14 protein-coding genes and 5 pseudogenes are annotated in these 23477 nt (G+C 55.0%); 8 read left to right on the top strand and 11 right to left on the bottom strand.

The window, feature by feature from the left end:
• Nucleotides 1-8 precede the first annotated feature (8 nt).
• From H9L05_RS07210 to recJ, 3 genes and pseudogenes are all read left to right on the top strand, one after another.
• The gene (locus H9L05_RS07210; RefSeq protein ID WP_223284797.1) at nt 9-1610 is read left to right on the top strand and encodes a peptidylprolyl isomerase; all 1602 of its coding nucleotides are present in this window, start codon (nt 9-11) and stop codon (nt 1608-1610) included.
• A 227-nt stretch (nt 1611-1837) separates the two neighbouring features.
• Nucleotides 1838-3667: a tetratricopeptide repeat protein gene (locus tag H9L05_RS07215; RefSeq protein WP_187733598.1), complete on the top strand. Its 1830-nt coding sequence runs from the start codon at nt 1838-1840 to the stop codon at nt 3665-3667.
• 262 nt (nt 3668-3929) lie between these two features.
• Nucleotides 3930-5655: pseudogene (gene recJ, locus H9L05_RS26790) on the top strand (single-stranded-DNA-specific exonuclease RecJ).
• A 14-nt stretch (nt 5656-5669) separates the two neighbouring features.
• Here the strand turns inward: recJ and H9L05_RS07225 are convergent.
• Genes H9L05_RS07225 through H9L05_RS07235 form a run of 3 tightly spaced genes read right to left on the bottom strand, consistent with a single transcriptional unit; the run spans nt 5670 to nt 7739 of the window.
• Nucleotides 5670-6035, bottom strand: coding sequence for a GtrA family protein (locus tag H9L05_RS07225; RefSeq protein WP_187733599.1), 366 nt, complete (start codon nt 6033-6035; stop codon nt 5670-5672).
• Between the two features lie 41 nt (nt 6036-6076).
• Nucleotides 6077-7312 carry a glycosyltransferase family 87 protein gene (locus tag H9L05_RS07230; protein ID WP_187733600.1) on the bottom strand — a complete coding sequence of 412 codons (1236 nt, stop codon included), beginning with the start codon at nt 7310-7312 and terminating at the stop codon, nt 6077-6079.
• 58 nt (nt 7313-7370) lie between these two features.
• Nucleotides 7371-7739 (bottom strand): DoxX family protein, encoded by a 369-nt coding sequence (locus tag H9L05_RS07235; protein ID WP_187733601.1) that lies wholly within the window; start codon nt 7737-7739, stop codon nt 7371-7373.
• 152 nt (nt 7740-7891) lie between these two features.
• Between H9L05_RS07235 and H9L05_RS07240 the strand changes: the two genes are divergently transcribed.
• The 4 genes and pseudogenes from H9L05_RS07240 to H9L05_RS07255 all read left to right on the top strand — a co-directional run bounded on the left by H9L05_RS07240 (nt 7892) and on the right by H9L05_RS07255 (nt 12924).
• Nucleotides 7892-9745, top strand: coding sequence for a M61 family metallopeptidase (locus tag H9L05_RS07240; RefSeq protein ID WP_187733602.1), 1854 nt, complete (start codon nt 7892-7894; stop codon nt 9743-9745).
• Between the two features lie 156 nt (nt 9746-9901).
• Nucleotides 9902-10633, top strand: coding sequence for an LPS export ABC transporter ATP-binding protein (lptB, locus tag H9L05_RS07245; protein WP_187734211.1), 732 nt, complete (start codon nt 9902-9904; stop codon nt 10631-10633).
• 176 nt (nt 10634-10809) lie between these two features.
• Nucleotides 10810-12324, top strand: a pseudogene (locus H9L05_RS07250) (GH3 auxin-responsive promoter family protein).
• Nucleotides 12325-12444: 120 nt separating this feature from the next.
• Nucleotides 12445-12924 (top strand): toxin-antitoxin system YwqK family antitoxin, encoded by a 480-nt coding sequence (locus H9L05_RS07255; protein ID WP_187733603.1) that lies wholly within the window; start codon nt 12445-12447, stop codon nt 12922-12924.
• Nucleotides 12925-13327: 403 nt separating this feature from the next.
• On the opposite strand, the pseudogene H9L05_RS07260 reads toward H9L05_RS07255, so the two are convergent.
• The 4 genes and pseudogenes from H9L05_RS07260 to H9L05_RS07275 all read right to left on the bottom strand — a co-directional run bounded on the left by H9L05_RS07260 (nt 13328) and on the right by H9L05_RS07275 (nt 16847).
• Nucleotides 13328-14097: pseudogene (locus H9L05_RS07260) on the bottom strand (TIGR00266 family protein).
• Between the two features lie 177 nt (nt 14098-14274).
• Nucleotides 14275-14655 (bottom strand): hypothetical protein, encoded by a 381-nt coding sequence (locus H9L05_RS07265; RefSeq protein ID WP_187733604.1) that lies wholly within the window; start codon nt 14653-14655, stop codon nt 14275-14277.
• 137 nt (nt 14656-14792) lie between these two features.
• Nucleotides 14793-16334: a glutamate--tRNA ligase gene (gene gltX, locus H9L05_RS07270; RefSeq protein WP_187733605.1), complete on the bottom strand. Its 1542-nt coding sequence runs from the start codon at nt 16332-16334 to the stop codon at nt 14793-14795.
• 124 nt (nt 16335-16458) lie between these two features.
• Nucleotides 16459-16847: pseudogene (locus tag H9L05_RS07275) on the bottom strand (RidA family protein).
• Nucleotides 16848-16902: 55 nt separating this feature from the next.
• Between H9L05_RS07275 and H9L05_RS07280 the strand changes: the two are divergent.
• Nucleotides 16903-17616 carry a 3-hydroxyacyl-CoA dehydrogenase family protein gene (locus tag H9L05_RS07280; RefSeq protein WP_187733606.1) on the top strand — a complete coding sequence of 238 codons (714 nt, stop codon included), beginning with the start codon at nt 16903-16905 and terminating at the stop codon, nt 17614-17616.
• 486 nt (nt 17617-18102) lie between these two features.
• On the opposite strand, the gene H9L05_RS07285 is transcribed toward H9L05_RS07280, so the two are convergent.
• The 4 genes and pseudogenes from H9L05_RS07285 to H9L05_RS07300 form a co-directional block, all read right to left on the bottom strand.
• Nucleotides 18103-19125 (bottom strand): DUF6056 family protein, encoded by a 1023-nt coding sequence (locus H9L05_RS07285; RefSeq protein ID WP_317175148.1) that lies wholly within the window; start codon nt 19123-19125, stop codon nt 18103-18105.
• Between the two features lie 51 nt (nt 19126-19176).
• Nucleotides 19177-21011: pseudogene (glmS, locus tag H9L05_RS07290) on the bottom strand (glutamine--fructose-6-phosphate transaminase (isomerizing)).
• Between the two features lie 96 nt (nt 21012-21107).
• On the bottom strand, nt 21108-22595 hold the full coding sequence (locus H9L05_RS07295; protein WP_187733608.1) for a DUF4270 family protein: 1488 nt from the start codon (nt 22593-22595) through the stop codon (nt 21108-21110).
• On the bottom strand, nt 22579-23400 hold the full coding sequence (locus H9L05_RS07300) for a glycogen/starch synthase (protein ID WP_133271191.1): 822 nt from the start codon (nt 23398-23400) through the stop codon (nt 22579-22581). Before H9L05_RS07300 ends, H9L05_RS07295 begins: the two co-directional genes overlap by 17 nt.
• Between the last annotated feature and the right edge of the window lie 77 nt (nt 23401-23477).

Consider the following 23477-nt stretch of genomic DNA (forward strand, 5'->3'; position numbering starts at 1 on the left):
CCGACCGCTTGGCTACAAAGTACAATAACTTGCTTAAGCTGAGCACCTACGTAACCTCGGCCGAGGCTAAGCGCTTCCATGAAGCTCAGAACACCCGCGCCAATATTCGCTACCTCATCGTACCGTACTTCTCTATTTCGGATTCGGCGGTGAAAGTAACGGACGCTCAATTGCAGGCTTATCTGGACAAAAATAAAGGCCGCTATAAGGTGGAAGACGGTCGTGACATCGAGTACGTGACCATCCCGGTAACGGCTTCAAAAGAAGACAGCGCCGCCGTACGTGCTTCCGTTGATCAGCTGACGGCTCAGTTCCGTACGGCTCCTAATGACTCGCTGTTCGCCAAGCTCAACTCCGACCAGCCTTACAGCGGTGCCTACGTTTCGCCCGCCGATTTGCCCGAGAAGCTCCGCGAGCAGCTGCCGTTGCAGGTAGGCCAGGTGTATGGCCCTTACGCCGAGAATGGTGTGTACTCCATCTTCAAAGTGACGGGCCAAAAAGCCGGCACTCAGCCAGCCGCCCGCGCCAGCCACATACTTATCAAGCCCGAAAACACGACACCAGAAGCCAAAGCTGCCGCGCTGGCGAAGGCCAAAGACGTATTGGCCCAAATTAAAGAAGGTGCTGATTTCGCCGCTATGGCCCGTCAGTACGGTACTGATGGTACTACCGCTACCGGCGGCGACTTAGGCTGGTTCACGCAGGGCCGCATGGTGCCGGAGTTTGAGAAAGCTATTTTTGGTGCTACTGCTGTTGGCTTGCTGCCTAACCCGGTTGAAACCTCATTCGGCTATCATATCATTAAGGTTACGGCTCCTAAAACCACCCAAACGTATCAGATAGCCGCTGTGCAGAAGAACCTTGTGCCGAGCGAAGCTACCCGTGAGACTGCTTACCAGAAAGCGCAGGAGCTGAAAGGTGCCGCCACCAACCTGGAGACTTTCCGCAAAGCAGTAGCTGCTGATAAGTCGCTGCAAAAGCTGGAGGTGAAAGGCCTTGGCCGCGGTGACCAGGCTGTGAACAACCTGCAAGGTGCTCGGGCAATCGTGCGCTGGGCGTATGGTGCAAACCAAGGCGGACCAGAAACCAAAATCGGTGATGTATCGGAGGTTTTTGAAATTGGTGACCAATACGTGATTGCTGCCCTTACCGGCGAGCGCACCAAAGGCACTGCTGACATATCCAGCATTCGGCCTGAACTGACTGCCGCGGTTCGCAATGACCTGAAGGCCCAGCAGATCATGGAGAAGCTGAAAGGCAAGACCGGAACGCTGGAGCAGATTGCTGCTGGCTACGGCTCACAAGCTCAGGTGAAAACGGCTAACGACGTAGTTGCCAGCTCTGGTATTATTCAGGGCTTGGGCGCTGAGCCAGTAGCTGTAGGCAAGGTATTCGGGTTGAAGCCCGGCCAGAAGTCAGCCCCCATCCAGGGTGAGCAGGGCGTAGTAATCGTGGAGCCTGTAAGTATCACGCCCGCTGCTGCCCCTGCCGATCTGAAAGCCGTTCGCCAACAGCTTGCTTCGCAGCGTACCGCCCGCACCGATGGCGCCACCTACGAAGCGGTAAAAGCTAACGCCAACATCAAAGACGAGCGCACGAAGTTCTTTTAAATCGAGTGTTACTAGGTAAGTGAAAAAGGGTCGCAAGAGCGACCCTTTTTTGTTGAGTATATATACCGGCAGTATCCGTTGTACCTCACACACTATTAACCAAAGTGTGCAGTTTTACTAAGTAGATTATTACGATCTTTTACTTGGTCATTGCGTTACTTTCTTCTCGGTGGTGAAATGAAACTGGCCCGTAACCAGTTATTTGCACACGTCACTAATCCGCTGCTATGCTGTTCCCTGATCTTCGTCAGCTTCGTTTCGCTCTTTTAATCCTGCTAAGTGTGGCGCTGGCCGTGCCACTGCATGCTCAGCAGGAGGGCGGCGACATTGCCCTGGCCCGCGAGTACGTCCGTAAAGGCGAGTTCGAGAAAGCGGCTTTCCTCTTCAACCGCCTGCGCGCCGACGAGCAATTGGCCCCCAACGTGCTGCCCGATTACGTGGGCGCTTTGCAAAATCTGAAGCGCCACAAAGACGCGGAGAAGCTGGTGAAGAAAGCCATTCGGCAGCAGCCCAAGGAAATAAGCTACGGCGTGCTGCTGGGGGGCATTTATACCGCCAGCGGCGACCAGTCGGCAGCCAACAAGCAATATGAGAAGGTAGTAAGCCAGCTCGCGGCCGAGCAGGTGGTACCCGTAGCGACGGAGTTTATGAAGCGTAAGCTGCCGGAGTGGGCTGAGAAAACCTATCTGCGCGGACGCCAGCTGGCCGGCAACGAAACCGAATTTGCCCCCCAGCTTATTCAGCTTTACACCCAGAGCGGGCAAAATGCCCCCCTGATGGCCGAAACCCTGCGCCTCATCCGCGACGACGACCGGCAATTGCCCTTCGTGCGCAACATGCTTCAGAACAGCCTGCGCGAGGAAAAGGACTTCGAGGCGCTGGAGAAAATCCTGCTCACCAACGTGCAGCAGAACCCCGATCAGGTAGTGTACAGCGAACTGCTGCTGTGGCTGCAGGTGCAGCGCCGCGACTTCACCGGCGCCCTCGTGCAGGCCAAGGCCCTCGACCGCCGCGCCCGCGCCGAGGGTGGCCGCGTGCTCGACCTCGCCGCTATTGCCCAGCGCAACAAAGACTATGAAAGTGCCATTGCCGGCTATGAGTACGTGATTCGGGAGCATAAGCAGGGACCATTTTACCCGGTGGCCCGGCAGCGCCTGGTGCAAACCCGCGAGGAGCAGGTGCGCAATACCTTTCCCGTGGATGTGGCCAAAATCCGCAGCCTCATTACCGAGTATGAGCAGGTGCTAACCGAATTGGGCCGCACGCCCGAAACCGCTCCGGTGCTGCGCAATATGGCTACGCTCTACGCTTTTCAGCTCGCCGATAAGCCCAAAGCCATGGCCCTTTTGCAACAGGTAATTGATATGCCCCGCGCGAGCCTGACGGTGGTAGACGACGCCAAGCTCAATCTGGCTGATATCTATCTGCTGCGCAATGAGCCCTGGGAGGCCACGCTGCTGTATTCGCAAGTGGAAAAGTCGCACAAGGATTCGCCCGTGGGCTACGACGCCAAGCTGCGCAACGCCCGCCTGAACTACTACGCCGGCAACTTCAAGCTGGCCCAGAGCCACCTCGATATTCTAAAGCAGGCCACCAGCCGCGAAATCGCCAACGATGCCATGCAGCTCAGCCTGCTCATTACTGATAATACCGCCCAGGATACGTCTGGCGTGGCCCTGCGTGAGTATGCGGCCGTAGAGCAGCTGGTATTCCAGAACAAGTTGACAGAAGCGTTGAAGGGCCTCGATAACCTCTTGCAGAAATATCCCGGCCACGCCCTCACCGACGACGCCTGGTATCTGAAAGGCCAGCTTCAGCGCCGAACCGGCGACTATCAAGGGGCAATTTCGACGCTCAGCCGCATCACCGGCAATCCCAAATACGACGTGCTCAGCGACGATGCCCTCTTCCTGACGGCCACTATTATGGAAGAAGACGTGAAAGATCAGGCCAAGGCCCAGGAGCTCTACAATCAGGTGCTGGTGAAGTATCCGGGGAGTATTTATGTAGCCGAGGCCCGCAAGCGGTTCCGCAAGCTGCGCGGGGATAATTCGTAGGGGAAGAAAAGCAACGTCAAATCCTCCCGTCCGCGCTACGAGAAGAAAACGAACAGCAGCGCAATAAACAGGATGAAAACCAGGTACATCAGGCCATCGGTGAGGATGTATTGCCGGTATTGCTGGTAAAACGCGCGGAGCTTTTTCATAAAACGCTGGGACCGAAGGCTGGGGGGCAAAAATACGGATTCGTGGGCGGCGCGCGGTTTTTCTGCTTACTTTTGAAGTCGCCGCCGGCTCTCGGCGACCCCCGCCGAATAGTATGGAAAAGAGATGGATTCGTAAGCCCGTGCCTGAGCCCGCCACCGTGCGGCAACTGGCCGATGCACTACGCGTAAACGAGGCCATTATTAGCTTACTCTGTCAGCGAGAGGTGAGTTCTTTTGAGGAAGCGCGCGCGTACTTCCGGCCCGTGCTCCAGGAGCTTCCCAACCCCTTGCGCATGCGCGACATGGACCGTGCCGTGGAGCGCCTCGTGCGCGCCCTGCATGAGGGCGAGCGGGTGCTCGTATTCGGCGACTATGACGTGGACGGCACTACTTCAGTGGCCGTGGTGTACTCGTATTTGCTCCCGCTTTTTGGCCCCAAGCGCATCGACTACTACATTCCCGACCGCTACCAGGAGGGTTACGGGGTTTCGGAAGCCGGCATTGACTACGCCGCTCAGCATGGCTACGCGCTGATTATTGCGCTGGACTGCGGCGTGAAATCAGTAGATAAAGTAACCTATGCCAACACCCGTGGCGTCGATTTTATCATCTGCGACCATCACTTGCCTGGTCAGGAATTGCCCCCGCCGTGGCCGTGCTCGACCCCAAGCGCACCGACTGTGAGTACCCATATAAGGAGTTGTCGGGCTGTGGTGTAGGCTTCAAGCTTATGCAGGCCCTGGGCGAGCACCTGGGTCTGGACGAAGAGCCGCTTCATGAGCTGCTTGATTTGCTGGCTGTTAGTATTGCGGCCGATATCGTGCCCATTACCGGCGAAAACCGCATTTTGGCGTATCATGGGCTTCGCTTGCTCAATGACCCCCAGCGCTCCCAGCGCCCCGGCCTCGATGCCCTGCGCGAGTTGGCTGGCTTAGGCGTAAATGAGCTGAATATCACGAGCCTGGTTTTCGGATTTTCCCCGCGTATCAATGCCGCTGGTCGCATGGGCGATGCCAAACGCTCGGTAGCAATGCTGCTGGCGCAGTCCAAGGAGGAAGCTAAGGAGAAAGCCGGCGTCGTGGACAAAACCAATCAGGAGCGGCGCGGCTTCGACACCAGTACCACGAAGGAGGCGCTGCAAATGATTGAGGACGACGCGGTGCTGCGCACGGCTAGCTCCACGGTGCTCTTCAAGCAGGATTGGCACAAGGGCGTGGTGGGCATTGTAGCCTCGCGCTGCCTCGACAAATACTACCGCCCCACCATTATCCTCACGGCCAGCAACGACGGCAAAGCCACTGGCTCGGCACGCTCCGTGGTGGGCTTCGATGTGCACGAGGCCATCGGGGAGTGTGCCGACCTGCTCGACCAGTTTGGGGGCATATGTACGCGGCCGGCCTCACGCTGCCCGTCGAAAACGTGCCGGCTTTCCGCGAAAAGTTTGAGCGCATCGTGGCCAGCCGCATCCTGCCCGAACAGATGATTCCGCCCGTTGAAATTGACGGCGTACTCAAGCTGAAGGATATAACGCCGGGCTTCTTTAACCTGCTGCGGCAAATGGAGCCATTCGGGCCAGGCAACTCCAACCCGGTATTTGAGTCGCAAAACGTATATATCGTACCCCATTCGGCGCGTATTGTTGGCAACTCTCACCTCAAGCTCGTGCTCACCCAGGATGGTCACCACACGGTAGATGCCATCGGTTTTGGACTAGGTGAATACCTCGACCGCATTATGCAGGGAAGCCCCTTCAGTGTGTGCTACACGGTGGAAATGAATGAGTTCCGGGGCGCAAAAAAACTTCAGCTGCGCCTGAAGGACATTCGCTGGGAAGAGTAAATCCCGCTTCCGAATTAAGCAAACGTATAAAAAGCGTTAATCACGAAATTCCAGATCACGACTACGCCGGTAGAAATCAGCTTAGCGACGTAAAACGGCACTTTCCAGCGCTGATACAGCCAGCGCAGGAGCAAGGTGTTCAGGCCTAATCCGATAATTGCGGCCAGCGCGAAATATCCGAACTGACCCAGAATAGCAGGGTCGTGGCTTCGAAAAGTCCAGATGCGGTTCAGGAAGAAATTGACGCAGGTAGCCACGCTGAAGCCAATAGCATTGGCTACATACGGATTCAGCCGTAGCTTCTCTTTGGCCAGATATGTTAGGCTGAAATCGACTGCTACCCCAAAGCCTCCCACCACGCCATACTTGACCAGCTTCATCAATAATTGAGCGTATTCGGGGGCATAAAGCAGGGGAGAAGCTAGACGGAAAGAGAAGCGGCAGGCGCCGCCGTAGCGGGTATTTTGGAGGCTGAGGCAGGCTGGGGGGCAAAATCGCGGGTTAGCAGCTCCACCGTCAGGCGCGCCCACACAAAGATGCAGGGCACGGCTTTGAGCACGTAAGGCACCACGTAGGCCTTACGCAGGAAGCGCGGAAACAGATCGGTGGGGGAGAGCACCGTGAACAGAACGACGCTGCACAAAAGCACCAGATCGGGCCAGCGCCGGCTGGGCTGCAAGCTCCACCACAGCCCCACGCCGGCCACCGCAATAACGAACGTAGGCGACTCGGCCTTATGATTGAACACGACTACCCACAGCAGCACCGCCGCCAGCATGCCCGTCCGAAACGCTGCGTGCTGGTATTGCTGAAATCGCAGCAGCGGCAGGCAGAACAGCGCTGCTCCTACCAGTACCACGGCCGTCTTGGGGGGCAAAAATCCGAACCATGTTTCCAGCCAGCCCATCACTGAGAGCCCGAAGGAAGCCGAATGGTCAGCCTTGAGCATAACGACCCAGCTCTGATATTGGGCCAGTAACTCAGCGGGCGATACGACTACCAGCGGCAGCAGCGCCAGCACGATTCCCAGCCCCACCGACCACAGCACGAAACGCACCCGCTGCCGCGGATACAGCCAGAACAGCACGAAAGCCACCAGTCCGAACAGCTTCACGAACACGCTCAGCAACAGCCACAGGGCCGCTCTTCCCGGCCGGGCACGCTCCAGCGCCACTGCCGCCCCAATAATCAAACCTGCCACCAGCCCGTTGCTCTGGGCATTTTGCATAGAAGTCAGCAGCTCAATGGCCGACAGCCACAGTACCACGCGGCGGGCTCTGGTATCAATGGTGGGCAGTTGTTGCACGGCCCAGTAGAGCGCAGCGGCGTTCAGCGCATTCCAGCCCAGCAGGCCTATAAAATTGGGCAATACCGCAAACGGGCCCATGAGCAGGGCAAACGTGGGACTGTACTTATACAAATCGTACTGCTCCACCAGGTGCAGAATGTACATATCCTGGCCCTGCAACAGGTGGTAAAACGCGTTGCGGAAGATGATGTAGTTATTGTAGTTGGTATAAGGCAGATTGCTGCTCTTTAGAAACTGCACCACCGTAGCGGCCACCGTCAGCAGGACATAGACGGCCGGCAAACTGGCGGGGTGGTTCACCAGCCGCTGCCAGCGAGTAGAAGAAGACGGTAGAGTAGTGGTTGGCATATAACACGGAAAGCTGGGGGGCAAAAGTACGAGCTAACCTATAAGCTAAGGTTCTGAGTTAGTCCGGTTTTGTATGTCGCCATGCCCAGGCAATGAGCACCAGCTGCAACGGCAGCCGGCCCCACACCAGCCACTCAGGCAAATGAAATAAGGTGTCATTGGCCTGAGCCATATACATGTTTGCGGGCAGTACGGCTATAAATAAGGCCACCGTACCCCAGGCCGCCCAACGCCTGGTTTGTCGGAAAAAAAGCCCCAGTCCCAGCCCGATTTCGCACAGGCCACTCAGGTATACCAGCAGGAGCGGAGCTGGCAGATACGGCGGCATAATGCGCAGATACGGCGCCGGCGCTACAAAATGCAGCACTCCGGCCACCACGAGCAGCAGGCCAAGTGCATAGCGACTAACAGTAGTAGAACGAGTCATGCTGGGGGGCAAAATAAGGGCGTATCTGGCGTCGAACTGCAGTATAGGGAATCCGGCTCGGCTATTCTGCGTTGAAAAGAATTCGCGGAGAGCAATGGTTACCTTGTGCGCTCGTTTTAACCGCTCCTTCCCTTCCCTGATACTCTTATTGCATGAAAATTCTTGGTCTTGCCCTCGGGCTTGGATTAGGGGCCGCCGTAGCGGCTCAGGCGCAGAAGCCAGCTTCCGCAGGCTATCAGATTGCCGTCGATTTGCAGAATGTGACTAATGATCAGGTGCGCGTGGTCGTGAATACGCCCCCCGTGAAAGAGTCGCAGGTATCGTATGTGATGCCTTCGGTGGTGCCGGGCTCTTACTCCAAAAAGGACTACGGCCGCTTCGTTACCAGCTTCAAGGCTTTCGACAAAAAAGGCAGAGCCCTGAAAGTCACGCAGCCTAATCCTAACCTGTTTGTTATCAGCAAGGCCAAAAACCTGACGCGCCTTGAGTACTTAGTGGATGATACCTGGGACGCCAAGCAGGGCGACGATTTTATCTTCCAGCCCGGCGGCACCAACTTCGAAGCGGGCAACAACTACGTGCTCAACCACTACGGGCTGTACGGCTACCTGGAGGGCTACAAAATGGCGCCTTACCAGGTAACGGTAGCCAAGCCCGCCGACCTCTACGGCGCTACTTCCCTGGAAAAAAAGGCCCCCACGCCCACTCAGGATGTATTTACGGCGCCTAACTACGTCGATCTGGCCGACGGCCCGATCCTTTACAGCCGCCCCGACACAACCAGCTTCGCTACCGGCGGCGCCCGCATTGGCGTATCGGTGGTATCGGAAACGGGCCAGATAAAGGCCGCCGACGTGCGCGAAATCATGCGCCCCATGGCCGAAGCCCTGACCCAGTTTTTCGGGCAAATGCCCGTGCCGAAATACCATTTCCTGATGTATTTCCCGGCTTTAGGCTCCCCGCTGATCAGCAAAGACGGCGGTTTTGGCGCCATGGAGCACTCGTATTCCTCGGTGTATTTCCTGCCCGAGTTCCCCGACTCAGCGCGCCTGCGCAGCATGGTGCAGGAGGTAGCCTCCCACGAGTTCTTGCACATGCTGGCGCCGCTGAACATCCATAGCCGCGAGATAGGTGAGTTCGACTTTCGCGACCCCAAAATGTCGCAGCACTTGTGGCTGTACGAGGGCGTAACCGAGTACTTCGCTCAGCTCGTGCAGGTGCGTGGCGGCCTGGTAACGCCCGATGCCTTCCGGGAAAAGATGAAGGAGAAAATCGACAACGCCTCCAAGTTCAAGGATGTGTCGTTTACGGAGATGAGCCGCAATATTCTGGTGCCGCCCTACAAGGATATGTACCAGAACGTGTACGATAAAGGCGCCCTGATTGGCCTCTTGCTCGATATCCGCATTCAGGAGCTGAGCCAGGGCCGCCAGAGCCTGCGCGATGTGCTCCTGACCTTGCGCCAGAAGTACGGCCCCACGCGCTCCTTCGAGGACGATAAGCTTATCCCGGAAATTGTGGCCCTCACGAATCCGCAGATTCAGCAGTTCTTCGATCAGTATGTTATTGGCAATCAGCCTTTGCCTTACGCCGAGTATTTCGCCAAAATAGGCTGGCGCTACGCTCCCACGGAGCAAAGTAAAGTACTGGCCTTTGGCCGTTTAGGCTTTGGCTATGATACCGAAAAGCAACAGTTCAAAGTAGCTTCCACCGCGCCCGATCAGAACGCTTTCGGCCTGCAAGACGACGATGTGATTCTGGCTGTGAATGGCACCAAGCTGGATATGTCGAATGCCGAAAAGCTCCTGCGCCCGTTGGTAGAGCCAACCACGGCCGCGCCCGTGAAAGTGCGCTTTCAATCCAAAGACCAAAAAGCCCCCCAGGAGCGCCAGGCAACACCCCAGGAGTTTGAGGTAGAGCTGACCAACGTGGTAGAGGCCAGTCCGGCCCCACGCCCGCTCAGCAAGCTTTGCGTATGCAGCTGCTGTCTCCTAAGGCGTAATTAAATTTAAGCGTAATAAAGGCGGTTATGCAGAGGCGGAGCCGAAGCATCTCGCGCGCTGAAGTGAGATTAATAATCCCGCTAAACACGCGAGATGCTTCGGCGTCGCCTCTGCATGACCGCTAAGTTTAAAACCCGCCAACCGTCCTACCTTTACCCCATGATTTTACGCGCCGACCACCTGATCAAAACCTACAAGGCCCGCACCGTGGTCAACGACATGAGCGTAACTGTGGAGCAGGGCGAAATTGTGGGTTTGCTGGGGCCGAATGGGGCTGGCAAAACCACCTGCTTTTACATGATTGTGGGCATGGTGAAGCCGAACTCAGGCTCCATACACCTCGACAATGAAGATATTACGAAGCTGCCCATGTTTCGGCGGGCTCAGCGCGGAGTAGGTTATCTGGCGCAGGAAGCGTCCGTTTTTCGCGACTTGACGGTGGAGGAAAATATCTTGGCGGTGCTGGAGATGACGGATCTGCCAAAGCAAGCTCAGCGTGATAAGGTAGAGGAATTGCTCAATGAGTTCAGCCTCACCCATGTGCGCAAAAACCTGGGTCGGGTGCTTTCCGGCGGGGAGCGGCGCCGCACCGAAATTGCCCGCGCTCTGGCCGTCGACCCCAAATTCGTTCTCCTCGACGAGCCCTTTGCCGGCGTTGACCCCATCGCCGTGGAGGAGATTCAGGGAATCGTGGCCAAGCTCAAGCACAAGAATATCGGCATCCTCATCACCGACCACAACGTGAACGAAACGCTCAGCATCGTCGATCGGGCGTATCTGCTGTTCGAAGGCAAGCTGCTCAAAGCCGGCACCGCCGAAGAGCTGGCCGCCGATGAAACCGTGCGCCGTGTATACTTAGGCAAGCATTTCGAGTATAAGCGCAAGATCTAGCGCCGTAAATGGCCGTCATGCAGAGCATATGGCGCATCAAGCCAGGGACGAAACATCTCGCGTGCTCACGTCTGATTAGTAATCTTGGTAAACACGCGAGATGTTTCATCTCTGCTTCATGCGCAGAATGCTCTGCATGACGGTCACGAGAGTACAACCCCATTGCTTAGGCAACAATGATTGACTCAATTATTACCTGGGCCGTGCAGCGGCGATTGACTGCTATCAACCACTTTCGGAGCCACCCGCACGAGGTGCAGCGCGAACTGTTACGGGGGCTGCTCCACACGGCACAGGCTACGGAATGGGGACAGCGCTACGGCTTCGCCGACGCCTTCGACGGCCGCGAGCTGGCCCAGCGTCTGCCCGTTAGCAGCTACGAAGACTTGTACCCTGCCATTGAGCGAGTATTGAAGGGCGAGCCCAACGTACTGTGGCCGGGCCAGGTGACGTGGTTTGCCAAATCCAGCGGCACGACCAACGCGCGGAGCAAGTACATTCCCGTCACCCGCGAATCGTTGGATGCGGGCCATTACCGCGCCGGCCGCGACATGGTGGCGCTGGCTACGGCGCTGTATCCGTCGGAGCGGATTCTGGGGGCAAAACCTTGTCTCTGGGCGGCACGCACGGCCCCAACCCTTTTCGCCCCGACGACTCCAGCTCCCGCGTCGGCGATGTGTCGGCGGTCATCATGCAGAATTTGCCCCGGTGGGCTGAGTTCCTGCGCACTCCTCCGCTGGAGTTGGCCTTGCTGGATGAGTGGGAAGAGAAAATTGAGCGCATTGCCCGCCACGTACAGCACGTCGATGTGACTACGCTGGCGGGGTGCCTACCTGGATGATGCTGTTGCTGCGCCGCGTAACGGCCTTAGCCGGCGCCGATTATATCACGGAGGTTTGGCCCAACCTGCGCCTTTTTCTGCACGGCGCGGTAGCCTTTGGGCCTTATCGGGCGCTGTTCAAGGAGCTGATTCCGCACGAGCGCATGCGCTACCTGGAGATTTATAATGCCTCGGAAGGCTACATCGCGGTGCAGGACGAGCCTGACTCGGAAGATCTGCTGCTCCTGCTCGACCACGGCATTTTCTACGAGTTTATCCCTGCTGATCAGTTTGAGGCAGAGAATCCGCGCACCCTTCAGCTGGATGAAGTAGAGCTTGGGCGCAGCTATGCCTTGGTAATCAGTACCAATGCCGGACTATGGCGCTACAAAATCGGCGATACGGTGCGTTTTACCTGTCTGGCGCCTTATCGTATCCGCATCACTGGGCGCACCAAGCATTTTCTGAATGCTTTCGGCGAGGAAGTCGTGATTGAAAATGCCGACGCCGCTATTGCTGCCGCCTGCCAGGCTACTGGTACCACCGTGCGCGACTACACGGCCGCGCCCATCTACTTCGATGCGTCGGCTGGTTCCCGCGGCGGCCATCAGTGGCTTATCGAGTTCACAAAAATGCCCCCCAGCCCCGACCAGTTCGTTGCCGTGCTGGACCACACGCTGCGCCAGCTCAATTCCGACTACGACGCCAAGCGGCACCGTGACATGGCGCTGGCTCCGCCCAGCTTACGGTAGCTCCGGCGGGCACATTTGAGCGTTGGCTGGCCAGCAAAGGCAAGCTTGGCGGGCAGCATAAAGTGCCTCGCTTAAGCAACTCGCGAGAACTGCTAGACGAAATTCTGCGCATTTTATAGACTCATGACCAGCTAATTAAACCCGAATATGAGGTTTGAAAAAAGCGGTTCTTTAGTTGAAACTACCAGCGGCGTGCCGCGCGTTGTTGTTACTCCGCTTTAACTTCAACCAGCACCCGTATGCGTCAGAAACTTTGGATTGTAGCCCTGGGGCTGTGGCTCTCGTCCTGTGCTAGCTCAGCTTCTACCGCTACCTCACGCAACCGGCTACCCATCGGATTTTGGTCACTTAATGAGTACGACCGCACCGGCGAGCGACACGGCCGATGGAACGCCTATTATGATGAGCAGTACCAGAAAATAGGTACTAAAGGGCGTTTCAAACATGGCCAGCCAGTCGGGCGCTGGCGCTACTATGGTCTGTCAGGCGTACTAGAGCGGCAGGAGGTTTATTTGCGCCGGCCGGCTGGTCGGCAGCTTATTACTTATTATCACCCCAATGGCCGGGTGGCAAAACGCGGGCAAGCACAATTCGAGACCGACGCTACCGACGCGCACTTTTACTGGCTGGGCGACTGGATTTCGTACTCACCCAGCGGGCAGGCCGAGAAAGTAGAAACGTACCATACGGGCAAGCTGCAATCGGTGAGGAAGCTCTAAGTGCATTGCTGCTGAAACAGGACTTAAGGCTTAGCACTTTAGGTGGTTATTAAATGCGCGAAAATAAAGATGATATATAACTATTTTAGACGGCATTATTGTTGATATATTACGGGGGTATTGACTTTGTGCAAATCTCAAACGATTAGACTTCACACTGTGCCCGCCCCTACTACCCGCTCCCGCTCCTATGTTTCCCGCCGCAACTCTACTTCTAAAGAGGGCGAGCTTTCTTCGCTGAGTGCCATCCTGACTATGGGGTTTATCTGCGCCTTAGTTTGCACATTAGTCGTTAGCATTGGCTTCATAGCCACGCAGCTTTAGCAACGGTTGATAAGCCCGCGCAATAACATAGAGTCAAGAATGTGCTCCGTAGCGATGACGCGAGCTTACATGTGTGGTCTTACTCCTCTAGGAAGCTGCTCAGTATACCGCCGCTTTCCTTTTTGGCATTGCCGCCATTGGGCATGAGCGCCTGAATTAGTTTCTTGACGGGCATCGATTGGACCCATACTCTACCGGTGCCGCGCAAGGTAGCCAGCATCAACCCTTCGCCGCCGAAAATCATTGATTTTAGCCCCCAGCGCGCACAATGTCGAAGTCGATGCTGGGCTCGAAGGCAACTACGCAGCCGGTATCCACGCGCAGCAATTCATTATTCAGCTGCCTCTCAATGACGGTGCCGCCGGCGTGAATAAAGGCTTTGCCATCGCCCGTGAGCTTCTGGAGGATAAAGCCTTCGCCCCCGAAAAAGCCCGCACCCAGGCGGCGGTTAAAGTGAATTGCGACTTTCGTGCCGCGCGCCGCCGCCAGAAACCCGTCTTTCTGCACAATCAGTCCTTGCGGCAGCGTGCGCAAATCAAGCGGAAGAATGGTGCCCGGATACGGTGCCGAAAACGCCACCCGGCTTTTGCCATAGCCGCCACGATGCGTAAAATGCGTCATAAACAACGACTCGCCCGTGAGCAGGCGCGACCCCGCCGAGAAAATCTTGCCCATCAGTCCCTGATCAGGCTCCGACCCATCGCCCATCTTCGTTTCGAAAGCAATAGCCTCATCCATATACACCATCGCGCCGGCTTCGGCAATGACGGTTTCGTTCGGGTCGAGCTCTACCTCGAGCACCTGAATATCGTTGCCCAGAATGCGGTAGTCTACGTCGTGGGATTGCATAGCGAAAGAGAGAAAAGCAAAAGTTTCTCAAGTATAGTGAAATGCTATGATTGCATGGAAGATTGACCGCTGACTTATGATTTTCTACTATGTCAGTGCTCAGGCTAGGTAGTTGACACTTACTAAAAAAGCCCCCCAATGGTTGTTGGGGGCTTTTTTAGTAGAGTAGATGCGGCGCTATTCGGGCGATTCGGTGGTTGGAATCATCTCTTCCTCATCAGAATCATCGGCCGCGCCGCGTGGTGATTTCTTGGGCTTCTTGGCCTCGCGGCTCGTGCGGCGCATAAATTCCTCTTCCGTTTCTTCTGGCTCGGGCGTGCCCTCTTCCAGCGGAAACTCTTCGTCTTCTTCGATTTTCTCGCCGAACTGCCCATCGCGGTTCACCAGCTTCTTGTCACGCACGTGGCGGTTCAGAAACTGGTTGACCTCTTCGATGGTATAGGTGGAGGTGATTTCGCCCAGCGGATTGATTTTTATCTCAAAGCCTTCCAGGTCTTTGTGTACCCTAGCCTTCTTTTCCGGGTCGTTTTTCTTCTTTTTGACGGGTTTCTTAGCCATATCGTCGTCCTTTTTCGGTGTGTTAGGTCACAGCACCCTGCTCCAAAACGCAAAGGCCGCCCCGTAGCAATACGGCGCGGCCCCTGTAGTGGATGCAGAAAGTAGCAGCAGCACGAAATGATGCCCCTACATCAGAGTTATTGTGGCAATTTCTGCACGGCTGTTTCGATGCGCTGAGCCGTTTCAGCGGGCCCGATAATGCTCATCGTAGCCATCAGGTCGGGGCCGGCGCTTACGCCCGTTACCACCACGCGCAGTGCTTGTAGCACCTGCCCAATCTTGATGCCCTGGCGCTCAAGTACCTGGGTAAGCAGCGCTCTAATGCCATCGGGTGAAGTATCGGAAGAGTTAGGCAACTCACGGGCAAATTCGGTTAGCGCGGCGGCCGTAGGCGCGTTCCACTTCTTGGCTATCACCTGCTCATCGTAGGTGGTTGGGGCCTGAAAGAAATACTGCGCTTCCCGCCAGAAATCCTGAGGGAACGTTACGCGCTCCTTCATCACGCTGGCAATCAGTACGGCTTTTTCCTCCGAGCACTCGATGTTGTGCTCGCGCAAAGCGGCCAGCAGGTACTGCGCCAGCTCAGTGTCGGGCTTGGCTCGCAGGTACTGCTCGTTGTACCAGCGCACCTTGTTCTGGTCGAAGCGGGCCGGCGACTTGCTCACGCGCTCAATCGAGAAAGACTCGATCAGCTCGTCCATCGTAAACAGCTCCTGCTGCGAACCGGGATTCCAGCCCAAAAACGCCAAGAAGTTGATAAAAGCCTCGGGCAGATAGCCGCTTTCACGGTAGCCACTGCTGACAGTCGGTTCACCAGTTTCGGCGTCTATGCCGTGCCATTCGAGCGGGAAAACAGGGAAGCCGAGCTTATCGCCGTCGCGCTTGCTAAGCTTGCCAGTGCCATCGGGCTTAAGCAGCAGCGGCAAGTGGGCAAACTGTGGCATGGTACCTTCCCAGCCCAGATAGCGATACAGCAGCACGTGCAGCGGCGCCGAGGGCAGCCACTCTTCGCCCCGAATCACGTGGGTAATCTCCATCAGATGATCGTCCACGATGTTGGCCAAATGGTACGTCGGCATTCCATCCGACTTCATCAGGACCTTATCATCAATGGCCGAAGAATGCACTACTACCCAGCCTCGTATCAAATCCTGGAAGCGTACCTCTTCTTTGCGGGGCACTTTCAAGCGGATAACGTAGGGCGTATCGCTGGCCAATAGCTCTTTTACCTCATCTTCGGGCAAGGTAAGGGAGTTGCGCATCTGGTTGCGCGTGATGGCGTTGTACTGCGGATTAGGCACCTTGGCAGCCGTAAGGCGGGCGCGCATGGCGTCCAGGTCCTCAGGCGTATCGAAGGCGTAGTAAGCGTGGCCACTGTCGATGAGCTGCTGAGCGTATTGCCGGTACATGGGCTTGCGCTCACTCTGACGATAGGGCGCATGCGGGCCGCCTTGCTCCGGGCCTTCGTCAATCTGGATGCCGGCCCAATGCAGGGCTTCCATGATGTACTTTTCGGCGCCGGGCACGAAGCGGTTCTGATCGGTATCCTCAATGCGAAGCAGCATTTTGCCCCCCAGCTTGCGGGCCAGTAGGTAATTATACAGCGCGGTGCGCACGCCGCCAATGTGCAGCGGCCCCGTAGGGCTGGGCGCAAATCGCACCCGAACTTCTCTTTCCATACAAACAAAAATTCGCGCTCAGACTAAAAAAACGCGGCGCGAAGGTACGACAAAACCGCCCGTTGCCGGCTGGCTCGGGCGGGTTTGTCGTTGGGTGATAACAACGAAGATGCGCCTGATCTTATCAGGCTCGAACGGCTACGCAGGAAATTTCAACCTGTACGTCTTTGGGCAGTCGGCTAACTTCTACGGTTTCGCGAGCAGGCGCGTAATCAGCCTCAAAGTAGCTGCCGTAGATGTCGTTGATAAGACCAAAATTACCAAGGTCTTTTACGAAGATGCTGCACTTTACCACATCGCGCAGAGTGAGGCCAGCAGCCTGAAGCACGGCTTGCAGATTACGCATTACCTGATGCGTTTCGGCCGTCACGTCGCCGTTGCCAACAAGCTGGCCCGTGTGCGCATCCAGGGCAATTTGACCCGAAATATAAACCGTGTTGCCTGCCTGAATACCTTGGCTATAGGGCCGATGGGAGCCGGCGCGTCGGGGGAATAAATGATGGTGGGGGGCATTTTGGTAGGGTTGTGAGGAAGGAAGGTATCTTTAAGCCGAAACTTACGAGAAAATATGCACCTGCTGATTATTGGAGCAAATCATATGGAAGCTGAATTTCGCCAGAAGTTCGGCTCGGAGCATGAGTATACATTCCTGTCCTTGCTCTTCGATGACATCCAACCGGACAAAGATCATAAGCTTGTTTACGACGAGTATATGGCGGCATTTGAATTAGCACTCCGGACTGCTACTGCACTTTTCTTCTATAGATCCGATGGTTACTTTGGTTTTGAGAAAACAGCTAAGCATGTAGTGTTTTTTGAAACCTCATCTCAAAGTGTCGCCGATTTAGGAAAGGAAGCGCCCCTCACTTTCGGCTTCTGCGGCCTGCCAACGCTTCTGAACCGTCCGCTGCTGGAAGTCAGTCTAAACGACCCCGAAAATGCCCCCCAGCTTGCTGAAATCTGTGCCGCACTAGGGACTGATTACCGCGTGGTGCAGGACCGCGTAGGCCTGGTTACGCCGCGGGTAGTGTGCATGCTAATTAACGAGGCGTGCTATACGTTGCAGGAAGGCACAGCCAGCATTCAGGACATTGACAAGAGTATGAAGCTGGGCACCAGCTACCCGCGCGGGCCATTTGAGTGGGCCAATCTGATAGGGGTTGGTCGGGTATACGATGTGCTGGAGTCGCTGTGGCAGGATACGCATGAGGAGCGCTACAAGGTGTGTCCGCTGCTGAAAACCATGCATTTGCGCGGCGAGTCTTTTCGGCTTGCAGAGTAAAGCGGTATCTACTTGGAGCTGGTTTGAATACTGCTTTTACCAAAAAACTCTGCGTAAGCCAGATTTGTCCAGCTATTAGGGTTACTACCAAGGTCAAGAAAGAGTATAGTCCTGGGCGGATTCTGCAATGGTTCTACTATCTCCTTTCGGCGCGTTGAGGCGCGCAGATATGTATAACGAGCGGTTAGCTGAGCATCATAGCGTGCGCCGGCACCCCCAGCCAGTCCTGGTAGGCGGCAACTACATTGTTTTGTTGCCGATTAACGCGCATTTGAAAATGGGAGGTCATAAAAAACCCAAAAAATAACCACCCAAAGAGCACCCAGCGAACAAGAGTAGGTAGCGAATTTGGCAGCCAATGGAAGCGCTGCCACACCAACCGGGCCCAGGCATAGGCATGCAGAAACCAGCCTCCTATAAAGAATAGATACAGTACATTAAGCGACCGGGGTGGCATCAAGTGGTTGCTGATCGAGTAGCCCATTGTTAAGACAGCCACCATCGTAACCACCATGAAGAGCCCAATAAAAAAGGGTTTTGCGCCACCCGATTCAGTGGCAGGTCTGGTATGCGGCTTAGTCGGTGGCCAAGGGGCAGAAGGAGCAGCGTAATGGCTGGCAGCACGCCATTACCCGTCCAGTCAATCAAGCAACGATAAGCGGCCGAAGCGGCGTGGTGCACGCAATCGAGCAGCCTGATATAGCGAGTAGCCTGGTTGAGTCGTACGTAGTTGCCAGGAGCTGCAAACGCCACTATACAAGCACCTAACAGTACAGCGCACAGGAATAGATAATCCCAGTCGAGGCGGCGGTGCTGTATATAACGAAGCGCCGTAAAGCCAAGCAGCCCGATTAGCAGCGGTAACGAGTTTGTTTCGTTGCTGCCTACTAAAAGCACCGTCAGCAAAGCACTTATCAGTAGACATTTGCGCCTAGCTGCCCGAGTTGGCGCGCTAGCGTGGCTCACTAATGCAGCCAGCAGAATCAAGGTTAAGGAAGCTGGCAGCAGGTAATTGTAAGCGCTGGTAATCCAGTAGATCCCTTCGGCCGGACTCGGCATTTGAAGTAGAAACAGGGCTACAAACACGCCACTACTCAGCCACAGGTACTTTTGCTGAAACTGCTCACCCAGGAGGGCGCGAAATAGCAAATAGCATGCACCTAATAAAAGCAGCAAAACCAATAGGCAGACGAGCCCATAGCCCTCTGTGGTATTGCCATAAGCTACTGGATTAAGCAATGACTGAAATGCGAGAGAAGTGTATCTGCCCGACCATTGCAGGTAGGTGAACCCGATATAGCCCCAGTGTCCATGCTTTCGAACGTCATTGCCAGTGAGAAAGTCATCTCCCGAAGGATGAGCGTACCAACACAGGGCAATGAATGGCAGCAGGCTAAGTGCGACAATCAAAGCTATGGCTACAGCACTAAAGGTCTTGCTATAGTAAGTATTGGATAAAGCTTTTCTCATTAAATTCCGAAAGGAGGGCTGCTGAAGTTCATAGTTCATAAAAAAGCCCCCCAGAAATATTCTGAGGGGCTTTTTTATATAATAGACGTCTTACTCCACTGTCACCGACTTGGCCAGGTTACGGGGCTGATCGACGTTGCAGCCGCGCAGCACGGCAATGTGGTAGGAGAGTAGCTGCAACGGCACCACTGACACAAGCGGCATCAGCACCTCACTGGTAGCAGGCACTTCGATGACGAACTCGGCCATTGCCGGAATCACCTGGTCACCCTCGGTTACTACGGCAATAATGCGGCCCTTGCGGGCTTTCACTTCCTGAATGTTGGAAACAACTTTCTCGTAAGAGCTGTCTTTGGTCGCAATAACCACCACCGGCATGTTCTCGTCAATCAGGGCGATGGGGCCGTGCTTCATCTCGGCGGCAGGGTAGCCTTCAGCGTGTATATAGCTGATTTCCTTTAGCTTAAGTGCGCCCTCCAATGCTACAGGGAAGTTGTAGCCCCGGCCCAGGTACAGGAAGTTTGGAACGTCTTTGAAGATTTCGGCAATCTGCTTAATCTCAGTATCAAGGAGCAAGGCCTGCTCTACTTTCGAAGGAATATTGCTCAGCTCCACCATCAACTCCCGCAGCTTCACGTCGGATAAGGTGCCGCGCTTGTGGCCCACAATCATGGCCAACAGCGTAAGCACCGTTACCTGCGCCGTAAATGCCTTCGTGGACGCTACGCCGATTTCGGGGCCAGCATGGGTATACGCACCGGCATCAGTAGCGCGGGCGATGCTGCTGCCCACTACATTGCAGATTCCGAAAATGGTTGCCCCCTTGCTCTTCGCCAGCTCAATAGCAGCCAGTGTATCAGCGGTTTCGCCCGACTGGGAAATGGCAATAACAATATCACGCTCCGAAATAACCGGATTGCGGTAGCGGAATTCCGAAGCGTATTCTACTTCTACCGGAATGCGCGCCAAGTCTTCGAGCAGGTATTCGGCTACCAAGCCCGCGTGCCACGATGTACCGCAAGCCACGATGATAATGCGCTGGGCGTTTACAAACTTCTGCTCGTAGGCCCGCACACCGCCCATGTTCAAGTGGCCGGCTTCCAACTCCAGACGACCACGCATGGAATCGAGAATAGAACGAGGCTGCTCAAAGATTTCCTTGAGCATAAAGTGCTCGTAACCACCTTTCTCGATGCTTTCGAGCTCCAGCTCCAGCTTCTGAATATACGGCGTTTGGCTAACGTCCTCTTTCGAGCGGATTTCCAGCTTGCCATCCCGAATAACCACTAGCTCATAGTCATTCACATACACTACCTCGTTGGTGTACTCGATGATGGGTGTCGCGTCGGAAGCGAGGAAGAACTCGTCTTTGCCAACGCCAATAACCAAAGGCGAGCCTTTGCGGGCCGCGATTAGCTGGTTTGGGTTGTCCTTACTTAACACTACAATAGCGTAAGCGCCCACCACTTCGTGCAAAGCCAGGCGAACCGCTTCTTCCAGAGAACAGTTATTCTGCTTCTTGATTTCCTCAATCAGGTTAACGAATACTTCGGTATCGGTATCTGAATGAAATACGTGGCCTTGCTGCTGCAAGTGGGTTTTCAGTGCAGCATAGTTCTCAATAATGCCATTATGAATGATGGCAATACGCTCGGAGGTAGAATAGTGCGGGTGAGCATTGGCATCGTTGGGCTCGCCATGCGTTGCCCAGCGCGTATGACCCATTCCGATTTGAGCGTGGGTATCCTTCTCTTCAATGAAATCAACCAGCTCCTGAACCTTGCCTTTCTTTTTGTATACGTTCAGAGTATCATTGAGCAGGGCCACGCCGGCCGAGTCATAACCGCGATATTCTAGGCGGCGTAAGCCTTTGATAATAATGGGCAGGCTTCACGATAGCCGATGTAAGCAACGATTCCGCACATAGCGCGTCAGGAAATTATAGTTTTGAAAAAAGGAAGGCGGCCCGCCTCCGGCACAAAGGTCGTGCCGACGTGCTGAGGCCGCCTGGGGGCAAATTGCTAGCGCAATTTAGAATAATAGACGCGGAGCGTGATATTGTCAGCGTCGAGCACAGCTCGGTTAAGGGTGAGGGTGGGTAAAGTCCGAAGTGTGGGAGAAAGAATGAGGGTGGCCGGGCGGGTGGCGTCCGTCTGGGTGTAAATGTAGTTCTGTACGTAATTCGTAATCAGAACGCTATAATAGTTGTTGTTATTCCCTAAGTCGTAAAGACGAGCTTGCGCTTCTACGCGTTGACCTTGTCCGCCAATACTATCGCCTAGTATTACCCGGTCGGTCCGGAAATTATTGGTTAAGCTCTTTAACACCTGATTATTGGCGTTGGCTTCATACAAATAAAGCCGCCGTGGCAATGGAAACAGGGCATTAGCAAATGGCTTCACCGGTATAATCAGCTCCGCCCGGTTGATGGCAATGTCCTTCCGATCCTTCAGCGCCTTAAGACCAGCCGGAATATCCAGCCGAGTGCCAAAACCGACACCTTCCTGTACATAGGTGATACCGCCGACTTCAGAAGACGTTACCGCTGCCTGTCCGTTTGTGAGACGAGCAAACGGGCCAGCCGTCGATAAATCGCTGGTGATCTGGGTGAAGTAGCGCGGCGCATTCAGGTTGATGCTTGTCGCGGCTTCGCTAGCCCCACGAGGCGGGCTGCCAAAGTAAATTGAGTACGTTCGCCGCTTAGTGGGTGTAGTTGCAGTCGCGCCGCGGAAATAGAAAATTACTCGTAAGTCGTTAGAACGATTAAAACCAACAACAGTACCAGTAAAGTTATCAGTTGGTGCAACAGCTATTCCTTTCCATAGTGCATCCAGTTGAGCCTGAGAAAAAGTCTCGGCTTGCAAAGCAGAAAAAATGCTCCCCACAAAACCAGATATTTGACCTGGGCGCGAAAGCGCAAGCCTTACTGTCCGATCTTGCACTGTCACCACGGCAGTAGCAGTGTCAGTAGTAACGGTAGAGGCAATACGTTGGCGCTGGCGCCGCGTCCGGTTGAGCGAACCCGCAAGGTTGGCGCCAATCACCTGACCTACCGGCACAGAGGTATTGGCGTTGTAAGAGCTTCTGTCGTCTAACTTCTGTTGCAGGGCAGACACATCGAAGCGCACAGCTTGCGTAGCGCTACCATAGACCTGATTAAAGCTCATGATCATGACCGTCGAGTCCAGTACGGTGCCGCTGAACTTGGCAGGCAGTGAGTCAGCAGGCATGTTCACCTGCAAATTCAGAAATGAACGGGCCGTAGTAGTTCCTAAAGCTGCGTCACTGATTCGGCCAACCAAAAAGTTGTCGGCTTTCAGTGTCTCGAGCGAGTCTTGCAAAATAGTGGCTACGGGCGCTTTGAACTCGCTGTAGTCAGTGGTGAGAGAAGTCGGATCCGGCAACTCTACCCGAATGTCATTCGGATCGTCGCAGCTGGTAGTAAGCAGGAAAGCGGCGGAAAAGCAGAGGGTCGCGGTGAGGCGGAAGGCGCTAGCTGGCCAATTCATTATAAAGCGCGTAGTATGAAGTCAACAGGTTCTCGTCGGCGCCCACCTGACCGATGCACTTCTTCTGGGTATTCTGGGCATACTCAGTGAACATAGCGTTCATGTTGTCGCTGAAATCCTCGTCAGATTTTACTACTGAGTCAGCATAGTCCATCCCAACTTTGATGAAGCCCTCGTAGTCGGCTGATTTCAGCGCAGCCAGCATTTTGTCATCAATGTCCAGCATCTTGGCCTTCTCAATGATGTCGCCGCTGAATTTGTGGTCGAACTCGTTGTTGTAGATGGTGAACACCGACTTGGCGTCCTTGAAAATCGGGTCTTTCTTGTACGTCGTTTTCAGGTACATCGGGATCAGGCCGGTCATCCAGTCGTTGCAATGAACGATGTCGGGAGCCCAACCTAGTTTCTTCACGGTTTCAAGCACACCTTTGCAAAAGAAGATGGCGCGCTCGTCATTGTCGGCGTGAAACTTATCGTTTTTATCCACCAACACGGACTTACGGTGGAAATAATCCTCGTTATCGATGAAATAAACCTGAAGCTTAGCATTCGGAATAGATGCTACCTTGATAATCAACGGCTTCTCTTCTTCGCCTACGGCGATGTTGATGCCCGATAAGCGAACTACCTCGTGCAACCGGTTCTTACGCTCGTTGATAATTCCGAAACGAGGAACGAAAATGCGGATCTCCATCCCCATTTCCTGCATGCCTTGCGGCAACATCCGCAGAAACTCCGCTACCTTGGTCGTCTGCAAAAACGGGTTGATTTCCGTAGCAGCATAGAGTATTCTCAACTTGGACATATCGGGTTAGTAGAGGTGATTAAGTAAGAGGCAATAGTTTTGGATGCACAAAATTAAACATTTTTAAGCGGAAATTC

It is taken from the genome of Hymenobacter qilianensis (genome assembly GCF_014489555.1).
GTDB classification, from domain to species: domain Bacteria; phylum Bacteroidota; class Bacteroidia; order Cytophagales; family Hymenobacteraceae; genus Hymenobacter; species Hymenobacter qilianensis.